18 protein-coding genes are annotated in these 17,192 nt (G+C 41.3%); 11 read left to right on the top strand and 7 right to left on the bottom strand.

Annotation, left to right across the window (positions count from 1 at the left end; genetic code table 11):
• The first annotated feature begins 124 nt into the window (after nt 1-124).
• The gene (locus ACE1CI_RS23240) at nt 125-781 is read left to right on the top strand and encodes an acetoacetate decarboxylase family protein (protein WP_413263329.1); all 657 of its coding nucleotides are present in this window, start codon (nt 125-127) and stop codon (nt 779-781) included.
• A gap of 138 nt (nt 782-919) precedes the next feature.
• Entirely contained in the window at nt 920-1,504 is a 585-nt protein-coding gene (locus ACE1CI_RS23235; RefSeq protein WP_413263330.1) for a Uma2 family endonuclease, read from the top strand.
• Nucleotides 1,505-1,523: 19 nt separating this feature from the next.
• Here the strand turns inward: ACE1CI_RS23235 and ACE1CI_RS23230 are convergent, their stop codons facing one another.
• The gene (locus ACE1CI_RS23230) at nt 1,524-1,733 is read right to left on the bottom strand and encodes a hypothetical protein (RefSeq protein ID WP_413263331.1); all 210 of its coding nucleotides are present in this window, start codon (nt 1,731-1,733) and stop codon (nt 1,524-1,526) included.
• Nucleotides 1,734-1,812: 79 nt separating this feature from the next.
• On the opposite strand from ACE1CI_RS23230, the gene proS reads away from it, so the two are divergent.
• The 3 genes from proS to ACE1CI_RS23215 all read left to right on the top strand — a co-directional run bounded on the left by proS (nt 1,813) and on the right by ACE1CI_RS23215 (nt 5,573).
• Nucleotides 1,813-3,621, top strand: coding sequence for a proline--tRNA ligase (gene proS / locus ACE1CI_RS23225; protein ID WP_413263332.1), 1,809 nt, complete (start codon nt 1,813-1,815; stop codon nt 3,619-3,621).
• Between the two features lie 437 nt (nt 3,622-4,058).
• Complete coding sequence (locus ACE1CI_RS23220; protein ID WP_413263333.1) at nt 4,059-4,922, top strand: LmeA family phospholipid-binding protein; 864 nt, start codon at nt 4,059-4,061, stop codon at nt 4,920-4,922.
• Between the two features lie 9 nt (nt 4,923-4,931).
• Complete coding sequence (locus ACE1CI_RS23215) at nt 4,932-5,573, top strand: GerMN domain-containing protein (RefSeq protein ID WP_413263334.1); 642 nt, start codon at nt 4,932-4,934, stop codon at nt 5,571-5,573.
• Nucleotides 5,574-5,676: 103 nt separating this feature from the next.
• Here ACE1CI_RS23215 and ACE1CI_RS23210 read toward each other — a convergent pair whose 3' ends face one another.
• The 3 genes from ACE1CI_RS23210 to efp form a co-directional block, all read right to left on the bottom strand.
• Nucleotides 5,677-6,030 carry an ArsR/SmtB family transcription factor gene (locus tag ACE1CI_RS23210; protein ID WP_413263335.1) on the bottom strand — a complete coding sequence of 118 codons (354 nt, stop codon included), beginning with the start codon at nt 6,028-6,030 and terminating at the stop codon, nt 5,677-5,679.
• A 93-nt stretch (nt 6,031-6,123) separates the two neighbouring features.
• Complete coding sequence (accB, locus tag ACE1CI_RS23205; RefSeq protein ID WP_413263336.1) at nt 6,124-6,660, bottom strand: acetyl-CoA carboxylase biotin carboxyl carrier protein; 537 nt, start codon at nt 6,658-6,660, stop codon at nt 6,124-6,126.
• A gap of 83 nt (nt 6,661-6,743) precedes the next feature.
• Entirely contained in the window at nt 6,744-7,301 is a 558-nt protein-coding gene (efp, locus tag ACE1CI_RS23200) for an elongation factor P (protein WP_413263337.1), read from the bottom strand.
• 346 nt (nt 7,302-7,647) lie between these two features.
• Between efp and ACE1CI_RS23195 the strand changes: the two genes are divergently transcribed.
• The 4 genes from ACE1CI_RS23195 (at nt 7,648) to thiL (ending at nt 10,907) form a co-directional block, all read left to right on the top strand.
• Nucleotides 7,648-8,757: a peptidylprolyl isomerase gene (locus ACE1CI_RS23195; protein ID WP_413263338.1), complete on the top strand. Its 1,110-nt coding sequence runs from the start codon at nt 7,648-7,650 to the stop codon at nt 8,755-8,757.
• Nucleotides 8,758-8,908: 151 nt separating this feature from the next.
• The gene (locus tag ACE1CI_RS23190; RefSeq protein WP_413263339.1) at nt 8,909-9,580 is read left to right on the top strand and encodes a methyltransferase family protein; all 672 of its coding nucleotides are present in this window, start codon (nt 8,909-8,911) and stop codon (nt 9,578-9,580) included.
• Between the two features lie 20 nt (nt 9,581-9,600).
• Nucleotides 9,601-9,885, top strand: coding sequence for a hypothetical protein (locus tag ACE1CI_RS23185; RefSeq protein ID WP_413263340.1), 285 nt, complete (start codon nt 9,601-9,603; stop codon nt 9,883-9,885).
• 2 nt (nt 9,886-9,887) lie between these two features.
• Complete coding sequence (thiL, locus tag ACE1CI_RS23180) at nt 9,888-10,907, top strand: thiamine-phosphate kinase (protein ID WP_413263341.1); 1,020 nt, start codon at nt 9,888-9,890, stop codon at nt 10,905-10,907.
• Nucleotides 10,908-10,973: 66 nt separating this feature from the next.
• Here thiL and ACE1CI_RS23175 read toward each other — a convergent pair whose 3' ends face one another.
• Complete coding sequence (locus ACE1CI_RS23175; RefSeq protein WP_496615731.1) at nt 10,974-11,984, bottom strand: ribose-phosphate pyrophosphokinase; 1,011 nt, start codon at nt 11,982-11,984, stop codon at nt 10,974-10,976.
• Between the two features lie 393 nt (nt 11,985-12,377).
• On the opposite strand from ACE1CI_RS23175, the gene ACE1CI_RS23170 reads away from it, so the two are divergent.
• Nucleotides 12,378-14,330, top strand: a complete 1,953-nt coding sequence (locus ACE1CI_RS23170) for a protein kinase domain-containing protein (protein WP_413263342.1) — start codon at nt 12,378-12,380, stop codon at nt 14,328-14,330.
• A 207-nt stretch (nt 14,331-14,537) separates the two neighbouring features.
• Nucleotides 14,538-15,212, top strand: coding sequence for a dethiobiotin synthase (gene bioD / locus ACE1CI_RS23165; protein WP_413263343.1), 675 nt, complete (start codon nt 14,538-14,540; stop codon nt 15,210-15,212).
• A 219-nt stretch (nt 15,213-15,431) separates the two neighbouring features.
• Here the strand turns inward: bioD and ACE1CI_RS23160 are convergent, their stop codons facing one another.
• On the bottom strand, nt 15,432-16,328 hold the full coding sequence (locus ACE1CI_RS23160) for a zinc metalloprotease (protein WP_413263344.1): 897 nt from the start codon (nt 16,326-16,328) through the stop codon (nt 15,432-15,434).
• Between the two features lie 4 nt (nt 16,329-16,332).
• Nucleotides 16,333-17,079 (bottom strand): hypothetical protein, encoded by a 747-nt coding sequence (locus tag ACE1CI_RS23155; protein ID WP_413263345.1) that lies wholly within the window; start codon nt 17,077-17,079, stop codon nt 16,333-16,335.
• Nucleotides 17,080-17,192: the final 113 nt, after the last annotated feature.

Below are 17,192 nucleotides of genomic sequence, written 5' to 3'. Positions count from 1 at the left end.
GTAAAAATAATTGCAGAAATTAGGCTCTGTCGGAAGTTAGAGATTGTTATTTCCAGAGATACTTTTAGCTAATAATTTCTAAAGTTAAATAGAGTCAGAAAATTGATTAGCAGGAGCAAAAGAGATGAGTTACCCATCAGCACCTTGGACATTAAAAGGTTATGCCGTGCAAACTGTTCAGTTAGTGGATATTGAGCGATCGCGCCCCTTAATTCCCCAAGAATTAGAAATTGTTTCAGTTTGGCCCGGAAAAACCATTGGAGGTGTTTATTTATCCTCCTATAAATTGGGTTCAACCTTGGAATATAGCGAGTTAATTGTAGTTGCTGGAATGGTGAGTTATGCCGGAAAATTTGGTTCTTGGATTTCTCACATTTATGTAGACAATTCCGACTCTGTAGCTGGTGGTAGAGAAATTTGGGGATTACCAAAAGAGTTAGCAGAATTTACTTGGTTAACAGGAGACAAGTCTAGTGTAACTGTTAGACAAGGAGATAAAGAACTTTGCAACCTTACTTACACTAAACCCAGTTTGGCATTGCCTGTTTCTTTAGCTTTGTCAAGTTTCAGTTCTTCAATTTCCGATTTTCTGTTATTCAAAGCTGAATTTGCAACTCGTGTAGGATTAGTGAGAGGGAAATTGCAAGTACCTACAGAGAGTCCTTTTGCTAGTTTAAATTTCGGTCAACCTTGGTTAACAGTTTATGCTGATGATTTGCGTTTAGCTGTCAATGCGCCAGAAGTAGTAGGTGAGAGGAAAGTTGAGTTTAGTTATTCTTGAAAATGAAGAATTGGCGATCGCACTTCTTTATTGTGGTGGGTGGTGCGATCGCAATTAACAGCCTAAGATATAAGCAAAAGCATACTAAAATATTTAAATAAACCGATTTATCATGCAAAATCTAAAATTTTAAATCGAATGAGTGTCACCAAAACCAAAAGATTCACAACAGACGAATATCACCGCCTTACAGAACTCGGATTTTTTAAGGGAAATAACCGAGTAGAATTAATACGCGGAGAAATCATCCAAATGGCAGCAAAAAATACACCTCACTCTGTTTGTAGTACTCGGTTATATCGGGAGTTATTAAACTTAATTCAAGAACAAGCGACAATCAGAGGACAAGAACCAATTATTATATCTAACAATAACGAACCTGAACCAGATTTAGTAATTGCACGAAATCAAGATGATGATTACTTGGAAGCACATCCTAGACCCAATGATATATTATTATTAATTGAAATTGCCGATTCTTCTTTAAATTATGACCAAGAAGTTAAATTAACTCTATACGCTGAAGCAGGTATTTCTAATTACTGGATATTTAACTTAGTAGCAAATTATCTAGAATCTTACAGCGAACCATATCGAGATCAAAAAGGTAACTTTGGTTATCGTCGAAAAGTAATTTATTTGCCAAATGAATCAGTTAATTTGCCTTCTTTTCCTGAATTAAGTCTCGATTTGTCTAAAGTTTTTCCCAGAATGAGAAATTAGAATTAATAGTTGTAGCAGTTTACTCCCCAACTTCAGGTAACAAATCAGCAACACCAAACAACTGGGCAAGACCAGATTTTTTGAGATAAGCTTGCCGTTCAGCATGAGTCATGATTACCTTTGTCCCAGCTTTTACTTCGTCGCTGGTCAAAATAGGTTGGGATTCTGTATTAGCTTTCTTGTCGTTTGCAGAAGATTCTGGCTGCTGTGGGTGAAAATTTGTCGGCATATAGGCTAATCAATTAACTTTGGTAAGTAATGTTCTAGACTGATAAAGCAATCATCTCAATCAGAAAAGGAAACAGACGATGCGACTCTCTCAAATGTTATTTGTCACATTACGGGAAGACCCAGCCGAAGCAGAAATTCCTAGCCATAAATTATTACTCCGCGCAGGTTATATTCGTCGCATCGGTAGCGGAATTTATGCTTATCTTCCCTTAATGTGGCGCGTGTTGCAAAAGGTTTCGCAAATTGTGCGCGAAGAAATGAATGCTACAGGCGCACAAGAATGTTTATTACCACAATTACAACCTTCGGAATTGTGGAAAGAGTCTGGTCGATGGGATACTTATACTAAAGCTGAAGGTATCATGTTTGCGCTTACCGATCGCCAAAAGCGCGAATTAGGTTTAGGGCCAACTCATGAAGAAGTAATTACAACAGTTGCTAAAGATATGATTCGTTCATATCGGCAATTACCGCTACATTTGTACCAAATTCAAACTAAATTCCGCGATGAAATTCGCCCTAGATTTGGGTTAATGCGGGGGAGAGAATTCATCATGAAAGATGGTTATTCTTTCCACGCTGATGAGGAAAGTTTGAAGAAAACTTTCCAAGATATGCACCAAGCTTACAGCAATATGTTGCGGCGCAGTGGGTTAGCTTTTCGGGCGGTAGATGCTGATTCTGGTGCGATCGGGGGTTCCGGTTCTCAAGAGTTTATGGTATTAGCAGAAGCGGGAGAAGATGAGGTTTTATATACAGAAGATGGCAAGTACGCCGCTAACGTAGAAAAGGCAGTTTCTTTACCTGCGGATGCCGAAACTTCTGCTTTTACGAGTTTTGAAAAACAGGAAACTCCGGGAACTGACACAATTGAAAAACTCTGTAAATTCCTGAAATGTTCGCCTACTCAAGTAGTGAAGAATGTACTTTACCAAGCTGTTTATGATAATGGGATGACAGTTTTGGTATTAGTAAATATTCGGGGCGATCAAGAAGTTAATGAAGTCAAATTGCTTAATGAATTGACTAAGTTGGCTGATAAATATGGCGGTAAAACTGTTCTATCGCTGACTGTTCCTGATGCAGAAAGTCAGGAGAAATGGGCGGCGAAATCTTTACCTTTGGGTTATATTGCTCCCGATATTGGTGATGAATATATTGCGGCGAATAAACAGGTAAGTCCGAAGTTTTTGCGCTTAGTTGATAAAACAGTTGTTGAGTTAAAGAATTTTGTTACTGGGTCTAATGAATCTGGTTATCACGTTGTTGGTGCTAACTGGAATTCTGAGTTTAAATTACCAGAATTAGTAGTCGATGTACGCAAAGCTAGACCGGGCGATCGCGCTATGCACAACCCCGAACAAACTTTAAAAAGTGCCAGAGGAATTGAAGTTGGACATATCTTCCAATTAGGGACAAGATATTCTAAAGCAATGGGCGCAACCTACACTAATGAACAAGGGGAAGAAATACCTTTAGTTATGGGTTGTTATGGTGTGGGTGTATCGAGATTAGCTCAAGCAGCAGTAGAACAATCTTACGATAAAGATGGGATAATTTGGCCTGTGGCGATCGCACCTTATCACGCCATTATTTCCATTCCCAATGTCGCAGATGCTCAACAAATGGAAGTAGGGGAAAAACTTTATCATCAACTCAATCAAGCGGGAATTGAAACAATTTTAGATGACCGCAACGAACGGGCTGGGGTAAAATTCAAAGATGCTGATTTAATTGGCATTCCTTACCGGATTGTGACTGGGCGATCGCTCAAAGATGGTAAAGTCGAAATCGTTGAACGTGCTACCCATCAATCCCAAGAAATTGCCATTGATGAAGTAGTATCTACCCTGAAGCAATGGATAGAAGAAAAAATTCAGAAATAGTGAAAAATTGAGTGCGATCGGTTGAGTTCCAGCAGTTTAAATGCTTGAATAGTTTGTTGTAAGCACTTCAGTGCTAAAACGCTAAAGCGTTTACAACAAACAATTTACTCAAGGTTTGTTGTAAGCACTTCAGTGCTAAAACGCTAAAGCGTTTACAACAAACAATTTACTCAAGGTTTGTTGTAAGCACTTCAGTGCTAAAACGCTAAAGCGTTTACAACAAACAATTTACTTAAGGTTTGTTGTAAGCACTTCAGTGCTAAAACGCTAAAGCGTTTACAACAAACAATTTACTCAAGGTTTGTTGTAAGCACTTCAGTGCTAAAACGCTAAAGCGTTTACAACAAACAATTTACTTAAGGTTTGTTGTAAGCACTTCAGTGCTAAAACGCTAAAGCGTTTACAACAAACCCACTCACTTAAATCTTTTTAAGCTTATGGGATTTCTCACCATATTTCTATCAGCATTTCTGGGTGTACTTGGATCTGTAGGCTTTTTTGTCGATCGCTTTGCGGAAAATGCCATTCGCCAAAGATTTCAAAGAATAGAACAACTACAAGTTCGCATTGATAACGCTCCTAACTATCAATTAATTGGCGGTAAAGTACAAAGAGTAAGAGTTGCCGGAAGAGGTTTTTGGTTAACTCCAGAAGTCCGCATTGCTGTTCTAGAATTAGATACCGATCCGATAAGTGCAAACATTCAAGCACTTAGGGGAGGAAGAGTATCGCCAACAGCTTTACGTCAACCAGCAAAAGCTGCATTTAGATTAGTATTAACGGAAGAGGATGTCAATAAAGTATTGCGATCGCCCAAAGTTTCCCAACAATTACAAAGATTAAGTGCTAGCTTTTTAGGTAACATGGGTGGTCAACAATTAGAAGCTTATGAAATTATTAATCCTCGAATTGAATTTTTGCCGGAAAATCGCTTGCGATTCCAAGTAGAATTACAGCAAAAACAAGGAACAGGAACTGTGCAAACTAACTCAGAACAAAAGTTGGCAATAATTGCCGAATCAGGATTAAGAATAGTTAATGGACATCAGTTGGAATTAATTTCCCCAGCAGTTTCAATTAATGAAAATACGATTCCTGAATTTCTGATTGGTGCTTTAGCGCAAAATTTTATTGATGAGTTGGATTTGAAAAAATTGCAAAAGTCGGGAATTACTGCCAGAATATTAGATTTTGAAGTGAATCAAGACAATTTGGAAATAGCTGCTTTTGTACAAGTAGAACCACTTGCACAACCACCAGCACAACCAGAAGCACAACCACCAGCACAACCAAAGGAGTAAAGTAAATTTATGCAACAGCGCCAAACAATTTATCAGGTTTCTCTAGGCGCAAAGGGAGCGATCGCAATTCTACTTTTAGCTATTAGTAGCGGGGCGTTTTTGACTAGCTGTAATCCTAACAGGGACGAAACCACCGTTCCGACAACTCAACTTACCACACCTGTCATAACGCCAAAACCAAACACACAAAACGCAACAATAAAAGCACAAACAAAAGGACAAATCTACTTATTACAAGATAAAAACGGTAAAATTCAGCTAGTAGCTCGTCCTGTTACTATTGAGCAAAAAGCCACAAACCAAGCTGGTATTTTAGAACAAAGCTTTAAAAGTTTGTTAGCTCAATCAAAAAGTACTACTGGGAATAATCAACCCACCTCCGCAATTCCCCAAGGAACCAAACTGCGAAGCATCAAAGTAAACAAAGATGCAATTACCGTTGATTTATCTCCAGAATTTACTACGGGTGGTGGTTCTGCTTCCATGACTGGGCGCTTAGGACAGGTGATTTACACTGCCACTAGTTTAAACCCCAAAGCTAAAGTATTCCTCTGGGTAAATGGAAAACCTTTAGAAACTTTGGGTGGAGAAGGTTTAGTAATATCTCAGCCCATAACCAGAGAAATTTTTCAGAAAGACTTTCCCCTATAGCCAGATGATACTGCTTAGAGTGAAAAACTTAAAGATAACAAGGAAACAGGGGAGAATTTCAGAGGATTGAATAGCAATCGCAAAGCAAAAATTCTCCTGTTCCTCATTCCTTGCTCGCCAAGCTAAAGTCGCGGAAATGACGAGCTTGTTGTTCGATTCGAGTAGCCAAGCGATCGCATACTAAATTACACAACTCAAAAATTAACTCATCTTCCACCTTGTAATAAGCGGAAGTTCCTTCAGTGCGACGGCTCAAAATGCCTGCTTGTAGCATCACTTTGAGATGTTTAGAAACATTAGCCTGACTAGTTTGGGTTGCTTCCACCAACTCTTGGACACACTTTTCGTCGTCGCGAAGTAAATTTAAGAGCCGCAGACGCATTGGCTCACTCAAAATGCTGAAATATTCAGCTACTTGTTGCACAACTTCTTGTGATACAGGTTGCGCTTGTTTCATTGAACTACTTTGGAGGGACTGATCCCCAGATTTTACCAGTTCTGTTTTCGATCGCAATAGATTAACTCTAGTCTCGCTGAAAATTGGCACTTTTCACCCATCAGGATTAATCCGAATTAGTGGTTGACCATATTCTACAGGTTCTCCGTTTTCTACTAAAATTTGCATCACCTGCCCGGAAACTTCCGCTTCAATCTCATTCATTAACTTCATTGCTTCAATGATACAGACTGTTTGCCCAGTGCGAATGCGATCGCCCACTTCCACAAAAGCGGCTTCCCCTGGAGCCGGAGAGCGATAAAACGTTCCCACCATCGGTGAATTTACTGTCACCCATTTAGCATCCACTGGCGCAGAAGCCGCTGGTGTGGCTGGTGTGGCTGAAACAGCCTCACTCACCCCACCATTTGGCATTTCTTTGGTTGGACTTGGCACCCCGGTTGTGACGGCTGGCATCATCTGCGGGGATGCTAGCACCTGATTACTCGGCCCTGACACTTGAGAAACGCTGATACCGATGCTTTTCCGCATCGTTAGTTCAAAATCAGCGCTCTTGAGTGTCAACTCCGCAATATCGGTTTGACTAAAAACTGTCAATAGCTCACGGAGTTCATTAAAATCCAATTCCACAGTTTATTTAGCCCCGTTAAGTTTGTTTTGGGTAAATCAATTCGGATTTTGGATTAACGAAAAAATCCAAACTCCCAAACTAATTATTCTCGACCTAAATATTTATCGTCACGAGTGTCAATTTTAATCCGTTCCCCTACAGTGATAAACAGAGGAACCATGATTTGAGCGCCTGTTTCGACGATCGCAGGTTTAGAACCGCCTGTCGCCGTATCTCCCTTGACACCGGGATCGGTTTGTGTTACTTCCAACACAACTGAGTTAGGTAATTCTACTTCTAGTACCTGCTCGCCCCAGCGAATGACGTTCACTTCCATACCTTCTTTCAGATATTTGACGCGATCGCCAATTTGTGCCGCTGAAAGCCGACCCTCTTCATAAGTTTCCATTTCCATGAAAACGTATTCATCACCTTCTTTATAGGTATGCTGCATTGTACTTTTTTCCAAAGTAGCTTGGGGTACACTTTCCCCAGCCCGGAAAGTCCGTTCCATAACTTTACCACTTTGGACGTTTTTCAGCGTTGTCCGCACAAAAGCTGAACCTTTTCCCGGTTTAACGTGGAGGAATTCCACAACCTTCCATACGCTTCCATCTAATACAATTGATACACCGGGTCGAAAGTCGTTACTCGAAATCATGAACCTTTTTTCCTGGGCAGAACAATCGGGACTATTAATTGTACCTCTCTTGGGGGACGGGTGATTAGGGGACTGGGGACTGGGGACTGGGGACTGGGTACTGGGTACTGGGGACTAGGAGAGTTTTGAGTTGCAGGGGCAATTCATGAATTGCCCGTACAGAGTTTTGAGTTGTAGGGGCGGGTTTTGCTGAAAGATTATCTATGGGATACAAAGCTTATTTACTAAACCCGCCCCTACCGAATTTCCCCATCTCCCCAGTCCCCAATCCCCAATCCCCAGTCCCCAATCACTAGTCCCCCATTGTGGGAAAATCTAAAATTGTGACGATATCAGAAATCTAATTATGTCTGGTTTGAGTCTTGCAGTCTTGAATGTGCCCAAACGCTGGCTAAAAACTGGCATCTTGGCGTTACTGTTAGTCACCCTGTCCATTGGTCTTTGTGCTGCTGGTGTGCGGGAGAGTCGTTTACCACAGGGGAATGCTATTACTGATGGTAAGGCGCTGTTGCGGTATTCTTTGCCGATCGATAATCAGCAAGTCAGAGCACTGCAAAAGAGTTTGGAAGATATTCCCCAACAGTTGCGGGGTAAGCGTTGGAGTGCTATTAATGGTGATGTCAAGAAGGCTGCTAGTATTGTTGGCGATCGTCAATCTGATTTATTAGCCAGTATCCCAGATGACCAAAAACCCCAAGCCGAAGCTTTGATTAATCAAATTAGTGAAAGTCTCGTTCCTCTCAAAGCTGCCGCTGAAGCTAAAAATCGCCCAGAATTGTTGGATCAAACTTCTAGTATCCTCAATTTGGTAGGGGAATTAGAAGAGTACATGGTACAAAAATTCCCCTTTGAAGTACCTGCCGAATATAGCAATTTACCTCAACTCAAAGGTCGTGCTACCGTCAAAATGACTACGGAAAAAGGCGACCTGACGCTAGTACTTGATGGCTATAGCGCCCCTGTCACCGCTGGGAATTTTGTCGATTTGGTACAACGTGGTTTTTATAACGGTTTACCTTTTACCCGCGCTGAAGAATCCTACGTCCTCCAAACAGGAGATCCACCGGGTAAAGAACAAGGTTTTATTGACCCTAATACCAAAAAATATCGGGCTATTCCCCTGGAAATTTTGGTCAGAGGCGATGAAGTTCCTCTTTATGGCATTACCCTAGAAGATGCTGGACGTTATCGCGACCAACCTGTGCTACCTTTCTCAGCTTATGGTGCGGTGGCAATGGCTAGACCAGAATCAGAAGTTAATGGCGGTTCTTCTCAGTTTTTCTTCTTTTTGTTTGAACCAGAATTAACACCTGCTGGTTTAAATTTGTTGGATGGTCGCTATACCATTTTTGGTTTTGTTACTGAAGGGAAAGACGTTTTACAAAAGCTGAAACAAGGTGACAAAATTGAATCTGCAACAGTGATTAAAGGTGCAGAAAATTTAGTTCAACCTTAGAAAAGCTCCTCCGACTAAAGTCGGGGCTATACAAACAAAGTCCGCCTACGCGGACTTAATAACCTGCTTGCGGCAGGTTTGGTTTGTGTAGTAGCGATTTTAATCGCCAAAATCTTTTTAAGCTTTTTTCCCAATAATCATCGAAGTTGCTATGAGCAATCTTTCCTTAGCCATAAAATCATTGTTCGTAGTCTTTGCCTTTCTTGCCATTTTAATTGCGTTACCAGCAGTTTTGTTTGGCGTAATCCAAAAATGGCAAGTTATTTTTTTAATGGTGGGTTATTTGCTGTTTTTTTCGGGGAATGTTTGGCGGGTTTGGCGCTATGGTAAGTTAAGTAAGACTAATGAAGATGCTCAATTTAAAGATGTTTCGGGTTTGGTAATTTTAGCGGGACAATTTATTGCTATCCTAATTATCTATTGGTGGGCAATTTATGATTTTTCGCGGTTGTCAAAAACTGATGAAGTTTGGCAGGTGGTTGGGATTATTATTGTGGTGTTAGCGATCGCAATTAATCAACTGGCTATTCGCACGCTCAAGGGTTTGTTCGATCACATTACCATCAAACCAAATCATCATTTAGTCACTACAGGTATTTATAGTCAAGTGCGACATCCCGTATATCTTAGCTATGTTTTATTCCTAGTTGGATATTGCACGATTCTACAAAGCTTTGTTAGCCTAGTACTGAGTGTAGTTAGTTGTACAATTTGGTTGGAAAATAGAATTAATATAGAAGAAAAAATGCTGATTCTTAAGTTTGGCGATCGCTATCAAGCATACCAACGCAAAACTAAAAAAATCATTCCTTTTATCTACTGAAAAAAACAGGTGCTTAAATTATGGCAATTCTAGAATATTTATTGGTAATGTCTCTGCTAGGAATAACTGGGGTTGTCCTATTTAGGGCAGCTGAATCAAAGAGTAAACAGCAAAAATTAACTAATGCTTTTTATCGGTTATTGGAAGATAGAGATAGTTGTGTTTCGTTGATTCAATTATCCGCAACCGCTAGGGTGGAACCGCAGTTAGCTAAACAATATTTAGATGAACAGGTGAAAATATTTGGGGCGTTTCCCGAAGTAGATAATGACGGAAATACTTATTATCGATTCCCCAAAATGTAGTCATGTCTGAGTCAAAGTTGGAACCAAAAGTTAAAGAGATTGGCGAACAAGGTTTACTGCAAAAATTACACCGTTTTTGTCCTGCTGATATAATTGGCGACGATGCAGCAGTCATTCAAACTTTGCCAGAACAATCTTTAATTGTCACAACTGATGTGTTAGTTGAAGGGGTGCATTTTAGCGATCGCACTACCTCCCCAGAAGACGCAGGTTGGCGTGCTGCTGCTGCTAATTTATCAGATTTGGCGGCGATGGGTGCTACACCTTTAGGAATAACTGTAGGTTTAGCAATTAATGGCGAAACTCCTGTTAGTTGGGTGGAGAAACTTTATCAGGGAATGAACCATTGTTTGCAAATTTATCATACTCCGATTGTCGGGGGTGATGTAGTGCGATCGCCAATTAACACCATTTCAATTACTGCTTTTGGGCAAGCTAATCCTAATTGTATTATTCGCAGAGGAAATGCTCAACCGGGATATGCGATCGTAGTTACAGGAATTCACGGAGCCTCAAAAGCTGGGTTAGAATTATTACTAAATTCAGAAATCGGAAAAACCCTCAGCGACACCGATAAAAATACATTAATTAAAGCCCATCAACGCCCTAAACCCAGATTAGATATACTACCAATACTTTCGGAAATATTATCATCCTACTCCCCAATCCCGATCGCCGGAATGGATAGCAGCGACGGATTAGCAGACGCAATTTTACAAATTTGTAATTTTAGTAAAGTGGGGGCAAAAATTGAGCGATCGCAACTTCCCATACCACCAGCTTTTCCCCATTGGTTATCCCCACAGCAAAGTTTACAATGGGTATTATATGGAGGCGAAGACTTTGAATTAGTCTTGTGTCTTCCCCTGGAAATTGCCGAAACTTTAGTCAATCAGTTAGGAAAAGAAAGTGCCATTATTGGCAGAATTACCAAAGAGAAAACTGTGCAATTAATTGATAGTACAGGCAATTATCCCGATGAAATTTTGCATCTCAGTCAGGGATTTCAACACTTTAAATAAGATCCCCGACTTCTTGAAGAAGTCGGGGATCTGGGAAGCATTAATCTTTAGTTTACTAACTGTCTTTTAATGGAACATACTGCTAACAGAACTATCTTCGTGAATCCGCCATATAGTTTCACCTAAAACATCAGCTACAGATAAAACTGTCAACCCTGGAAAGCGGAGTTGTTCACTAATTGGTAGAGTATTAGTGACAATTACTTCTTCAAAAACGCCGGAAGATAACCTTTCAACTGCTGGGGGTGAAAATACCGCATGGGTAGCGCAAGCATAAACTTGACTTGCCCCTTCTTGACGCAGCAGACGTGCACCTTCTGTAATAGTGCCACCCGTATCAATCATGTCATCTACTAACACCGCCGTTTTACCAGCGACATCACCAATGACGTTCATTACTTCCGCTACGTTGTGAGCTTGACGACGCTTGTCGATAATTGCCAAAGGAGCATCATTGAGCTTTTTCGCAAATGCTCTAGCTCTAGCGACACCGCCCACATCTGGCGAGACTACTACAATATCAGAGAGTTGCTTAGCCTGGAGATAGTCTAAGATAACTGGCGAACCGTAGACATGATCTAAAGGAATATCAAAATAACCTTGAATTTGTCCTGAGTGCAAATCCATTGCCAGAACGCGATTAGCCCCAGCTTCGGTAATTAGGTTAGCAACTAACTTAGCAGTAATTGACTCGCGCCCTGCGGTTTTGCGATCGGCACGGGCATAGCCATAATAGGGAATCACTGCGGTAACTTGCCTAGCGGAAACCCGACGGCAAGCATCAATCATAATCAGTAATTCCATAAGGTGATCGTTTACCGGGCGGCAAGTTGGCTGAATCAGATAAACATCACAGCCCCGAATTGATTCCTGAATTTGAATATAAATTTCTCCATCAGCGAAATGCTTATAGAGCATTGGGCCTAAGTCCATTCCCAGGTAGCGAGCTACTTCCTGGGCTAGGGGAATATTAGCGGAGCCAGAAAACAATCTCAAGCGGTTATTAGGAGAGATTGATGGTGATGTTGGCTGAAGAGTCAAAGTGGCAGAACGAATCACAGCAGACCCTCGAAGCATTGTTTAATGATATATTATCATTTTTGTCTGTCCAAAATCTGCTAAATTTTTCTAAATTTGTGTTCATAAAACTATTGCTTAAGTGAAATACTCTAAGTAATTTAACCCACTTATTGACCTCTTACTTTAGGGAGTGTCATTAAATTACGGGCGATCGCATACTCTAGTTAATGATTTGTTGAGATAACTTGTAGATAACACTGAGAAATTTTACAGACAACCGGATTATTTATGTAAAGATTAGGTAAAAAATGATATTTTATCTTCACGATTACTTTACATTACTTACCCTACTCGACGATCGTCCTAGAGACAATGAAACCTTTCAAGTTAAGCTAGAATGCTTCCAGCAAAAACGTTTCGTCATTACCTTTGCCTGCTTAATTAACTGCAATGCAACCACCGCTTCCCAATGGAACAATTCTGCAAAACCGCTACTGTTTACTCAATATTTTGGGTCAGGGGGGGTTTGGACGAACTTATCTTGCCGAAGATCGAGGGCGTTTTCAGGAAAAATGCGCTTTGAAAGAATTTATTCCCCAACACCCAGGTAGTGAAATTTTACAAAAGTCTAAAGAACTTTTTCAACGGGAAGCTAGCATACTTTATCAAATTAAGCATCCGCAAATTCCCCAGTTTCGCGCCGCCTTTTCCCAAAATCAACGTTTATTTTTGGTACAGGACTATGTGGAAGGAAAAACTTATCGGGAGTTACTTGCACAACGGAAGTTGAAAAACGAAAGGTTTACCGAAGCAGAGGTTTTGCGGTTGTTGCAGCAATTACTGCCAGTGCTAGATTACATTCATAGTCAAGGAATGGTTCACCGAGATATTTCCCCGGATAATATTATTTTACGAGAACGCGAACGCACACCAGTATTAATCGACTTTGGTGTAGTTAAAGATATCGCTTCTAAAGTGCAATATCCTGATTTAACTTTGTCAGCAACTACAGTGGGAAAAATGGGTTATGCACCTTCGGAACAAATTCAAACCGGAAGGGCTTATCCTAACAGCGATCTTTACTCTTTGGCAGTAATGGCAATTGTATTACTCACAGGGCAGGAACCGCAAGTATTATTTAATGAAAATACACTGTCTTGGAATTGGCAAAAGTGGATACCTCCAGTTAATCCGGTGTTGGCGCAAGTGTTGAATCGAATGTTAAGCTATCGACCGGGCGATCGCTACCCCGATGCCCGTGCAGTTATTCGCGCTTTAGCATCACCTCCTACTTTAACTACTCCAGCCAATTCATCAACCAAAAAATCTCCTTCTCTACCACCAAAACCTACTAACGTTCCCGACCTTTCCGAATTTAAAACAGTAGTAGTTGCCCGGAAATTTGAACCAAATTCTTCTGTAACTAAACCCGCCCCGGCGATCGTTCCTGCCGAGAAATCTGTTTGGGATAATCCTTTTATGGTGTTTTTGGTGGGGCTAGTTTTGGCTTTATTTGCTGGAGTAGGTTCTTGGTTTTTAGTCAGTTACTTTTTGAATGAAGGGTTTCTGTTCCGCAATCTACAATTACCCAGAATTAGTAATGAATCTTCAACGGCAACACCTACACCTTTAGCAATTCCTAGCGAGGTGTTTCCTGATGCTACTCCCACCCCAAAAGTTGAAGAAACTCCCGATCCTGAACCTGTAACTTCTAGTAAACGCCTTAACCCAATTCCCGGAGAAACTTTAATTGCTGAAGATAAGTTAAAGTATAATGCCACAATTAATTATATTATTTCTGGAACTCAAGGACAAAAATTAAGTGCTTTGTTAACTAAAGAAGGAGTATTAATGACAGTTTTCGCACCTAATGGAGAAACGGTAGATAATCAGTCGAGAAGAGTTACTCGTTGGTCAGGAACACTGCCTTACAATGGTGATTATACAATTGAGTTGGGTACAGTTAAAGGTGTGTCAGAAAGTAACTATAAACTGGAGTTATTTTTAACTAATGCAGAACCAACTCCTACACCAAGTCCGATCGAAACCCCTACTCCAGGGTCCACACCTATTCCCACAGAAACTCCGGGGGCAAATATTTTAATTGACGCAGAATTAATTAACTTCCCTGACGGGGGAATGGGTACACAAATTCTGTCCGATCGCACTAGTCCCGCAAGAATTAAACGTTATTTGCTAAACTTACAACCAGGTCAAGTGGTAAGTGCCAGAGTTCTCAGTGGTAATGCAACTTTGGATATTCGGTATCCTAACGGTGAGTTAGTCGAAAATGCCACAGGGTTGGGAGAATGGGAATCAAAGATCGATCGCGCAGGAGAATATAAAATTGATATCAAAACAAATCAAGACAGTGTATTTTCTTTAGATATTACGGTTAAATAGTAGTGTTATTTGTCATTTGTCATTTGTGTAAAAATTGAATTAGGACTTACGCCTCGGCTCTATTCGTAGGGTGTGTATAGCCTGCGGCATTCAAGAAAAACGCCAGTGGAACGCACCGTTCCACCATATATAGAGTTAGTGCGTAAGTCCTATGAATAAAAACCAACTAGTGATTGACCAACTACCAACTACCAACTACCATTACAGATGAAAAGTTTACTGATTGCTGGTACAGATACAAACGCCGGAAAAACTGTTTTAACTACAGCGTTATTTGCTTATTTACAGAAATATTATCCGAGTCAGAAAGTAGGAATTTTTAAACCATTGCAAACAGGAGAAGGAGATAAGGAACTTTACAGCCAATTATTTTCCCTCAATCAATCGGAGATTACACCATTACATTTTAGGGCACCTTTAGCACCACCGATAGCTGCCCAAAAAGAAGGTAAGGAAGTAGATTTAAAAATTGTTTGGCAAGCTTTTACTACTTTGCAACAACAGCGAGATTTGGTTTTAGTAGAAGCTTTAGGCGGTTTAGGTTCACCGATAACTTATGAATTAACCGTAGCAGATTTAGCGAGAGATTGGGCATTACCAACGGTTTTAGTAGTGCCGATAAAATTGGGTTGTATTGCTCAAGCTGTGGCAAATGTAGCTTTAGCACAGCAGTCAAAAGTTAAGTTAAAAGGGATTGTTTTAAATTGTGTGCAACCTATTTCCGAACAAGAAATTACTGAACTAGCACCAATTAGCTTAATTCAATCTTTGACAAATGTTCCCGTTTTAGGAATTATGCCATATTTAGCAGATGCTCAAGATTTGGAAAAATTGGCGCAAGTAGCAGGGAATTTAGAGTTAGAAAGTTTAATCAGCTATTAGTCATGTTAAGTGGCTCTCTCGGTACTTATTGTGATAAATAAAACTGATTAATGTGTGGAATGCTTGATTTCCAAGGAATCCCAATCCCTAGTCCCTAGTCCCCTTGCACTTCTGTTTTCCACCACCAGTACAAAAGAGCCAAAAAAAGAGATTCGCGATCGCTAGGTGTGCGAAGTGTGCGAATCTCTAGAGTCTAAGAATGGTTCCGCTTGGGTTTACTTAGAAGGTTTGAGTGGCAAACAGGTTGGAGTATTGTTTTTTGAGCAGATCGAGTTCGTCATTATCCAATGGCAGGTGTCGTTCGCCCAATCCTAATTTTTCTCCCATAACATCGTGTTCTAAACCGAGAACATGACCGAACTCGTGGGTTACGGTTGAAAGGAGATCGGCTTTGCCAACAGCAACTTGATCGAGTGAACTAGACCAGCCGTGACCGTCTGCATCATCATCGATCTGGACTGTGGAGCCGTCAGTGCTGCCTAATAAGGTGCCACCCAGGTCGCCGATCAGTACGTCGGTATGGCGCAACTTATCGAGGCTGTCACTGTTTACGCCTTGGGCAGCCCAGTAATCAATGGCGGCATTGACAACGGGGGAAAGTTCGTTTTGGGTTAGGATCGCGCCACCAGCGATCGCAGTACCGTTGAGAGTGAGCGCGGTGATCGCCTGCTTGTACTTCAAGGTAATGCCTTTGAGGTCAGTCTCCTCAATGGTTCCATTCTTACCAACATCGGTGTTGAAGGTGTATTTAACTGTTGGTAGGGTTCCTTGTGGTAAACCGACTACACTATTCGTATCGTATTTCACTCCGATCACATAGAGAGAGCCAACTGCATCAGGTGTGAAATTGATGGTTACGTCACCTTTGCTCAGCCCACTACCGAAGACCACCTGACTGGATTGCAGTTGTACTTGGGTGGCTGTCTCACCTGGATCTATCTTGCCGTTTTTGTTGGTATCAGTAACCTTATACAGCTTGACATCGTTGAGGGTGGTGCCAAAATTCCATTCCGTATTGCCGGGGTTAGTAGTATTGCTAACAACATCAAGCCCGTTGTTGCTCTGGTCGATTAAGACAGAGATTGAATCGACCTTTTTATCGTTATTAGCATCCACTCCCTTAATGGTATTGGAAAGTCCCGTGTAGTAGAAGAAAACACCTGGGTTCGTTTGGTTGATTAAACCTTGATTTGTGCTGTATTGGATCGCTCCGCCCAGAGAGGCATAGTACTGGTCGAAGTCTGAAGCCGTACCATTGATATACTGTTGCGGTGTTACTCCCGTCGGTGTGATTTGAGCATAATCGATCGGTGTCCCCGCTTGGTGTCGAGGTGGGAGTAACGTTGTTTTCGTAAGTGACCGAGAGGACATCTGCGTTTTGCACGTAGAAAATGGGCTGGGGATCGGCAGTCAGTGGATCGGTGAAGGTGTAAGTGCTCTCTTGAGTGGGAGAATTAGTAATGCCGCCTGGATTATTGGGAATGTTTTGAATGCTCGTGTTGTAGGTATTCAGATAGGCAAAACCGCCTGCTTTCGTGTTCGCCTGATAGTAGTTTAGATTGACACGGATACCATAAGTTTGAGTCGTGTCTAGGTTAGTTCCTTGAAACCAGTAGGGTACGGTGTCTCCCTCAAGATAGATGGCTTGGTTAGGGTTGGCTTGTCCGTTTGCCCACTGTGGGTTATGGCTTCCCTTTAGGAGGTCTTCCCATTGTTGGTAATTAATGCCCGGCCCAGCATCTTTAAACGTTGTCGTTGCTATTTGCCCATTTGAACTTTTCGCAGTCAAATTCAACGTCGCATTCAACGCATCCGGCGTACCGCTCCCTGTGCCATTGTTATCTGTAGGTACGAACCAGGTAGTCACAATTTGACCATTAGCAACCTCATCGAGATCGCCCTTGCCACCATCTGTAATCGAGAAGGGCTTATAGATATCTGCGTCGCCGTCATACCCTGGATTTTTAGGGTCATCAGAGA

The organism is Floridaenema flaviceps BLCC-F50 (assembly GCF_041929275.2).
In the GTDB taxonomy this organism is placed as follows: Bacteria; Cyanobacteriota; Cyanobacteriia; order Cyanobacteriales; family Aerosakkonemataceae; genus Floridanema; species Floridanema flaviceps.
Note: the sequence above shows the minus strand (reverse complement) of the source record. Positions and strands in the feature narration are given on the sequence as shown.

Excerpts from the sequence above, each read along its gene's own strand:
- ACE1CI_RS23240 (WP_413263329.1), top strand. The coding sequence starts at position 125 with ATGAGTTACCCATCAGCACCTTGGACATTAAAAGGTTATGCCGTGCAA.
- ACE1CI_RS23235 (WP_413263330.1), top strand. The coding sequence starts at position 920 with ATGAGTGTCACCAAAACCAAAAGATTCACAACAGACGAATATCACCGC.
- ACE1CI_RS23230 (WP_413263331.1), bottom strand. The coding sequence starts at position 1,733 with ATGCCGACAAATTTTCACCCACAGCAGCCAGAATCTTCTGCAAACGAC.
- proS (WP_413263332.1), top strand. The coding sequence starts at position 1,813 with ATGCGACTCTCTCAAATGTTATTTGTCACATTACGGGAAGACCCAGCC.
- ACE1CI_RS23220 (WP_413263333.1), top strand. The coding sequence starts at position 4,059 with ATGGGATTTCTCACCATATTTCTATCAGCATTTCTGGGTGTACTTGGA.
- ACE1CI_RS23215 (WP_413263334.1), top strand. The coding sequence starts at position 4,932 with ATGCAACAGCGCCAAACAATTTATCAGGTTTCTCTAGGCGCAAAGGGA.
- ACE1CI_RS23210 (WP_413263335.1), bottom strand. The coding sequence starts at position 6,030 with ATGAAACAAGCGCAACCTGTATCACAAGAAGTTGTGCAACAAGTAGCT.
- efp (WP_413263337.1), bottom strand. The coding sequence starts at position 7,301 with ATGATTTCGAGTAACGACTTTCGACCCGGTGTATCAATTGTATTAGAT.
- ACE1CI_RS23195 (WP_413263338.1), top strand. The coding sequence starts at position 7,648 with ATGTCTGGTTTGAGTCTTGCAGTCTTGAATGTGCCCAAACGCTGGCTA.
- ACE1CI_RS23190 (WP_413263339.1), top strand. The coding sequence starts at position 8,909 with ATGAGCAATCTTTCCTTAGCCATAAAATCATTGTTCGTAGTCTTTGCC.
- ACE1CI_RS23185 (WP_413263340.1), top strand. The coding sequence starts at position 9,601 with ATGGCAATTCTAGAATATTTATTGGTAATGTCTCTGCTAGGAATAACT.
- thiL (WP_413263341.1), top strand. The coding sequence starts at position 9,888 with ATGTCTGAGTCAAAGTTGGAACCAAAAGTTAAAGAGATTGGCGAACAA.
- ACE1CI_RS23175 (WP_496615731.1), bottom strand. The coding sequence starts at position 11,984 with ATGCTTCGAGGGTCTGCTGTGATTCGTTCTGCCACTTTGACTCTTCAG.
- ACE1CI_RS23170 (WP_413263342.1), top strand. The coding sequence starts at position 12,378 with ATGCAACCACCGCTTCCCAATGGAACAATTCTGCAAAACCGCTACTGT.
- bioD (WP_413263343.1), top strand. The coding sequence starts at position 14,538 with ATGAAAAGTTTACTGATTGCTGGTACAGATACAAACGCCGGAAAAACT.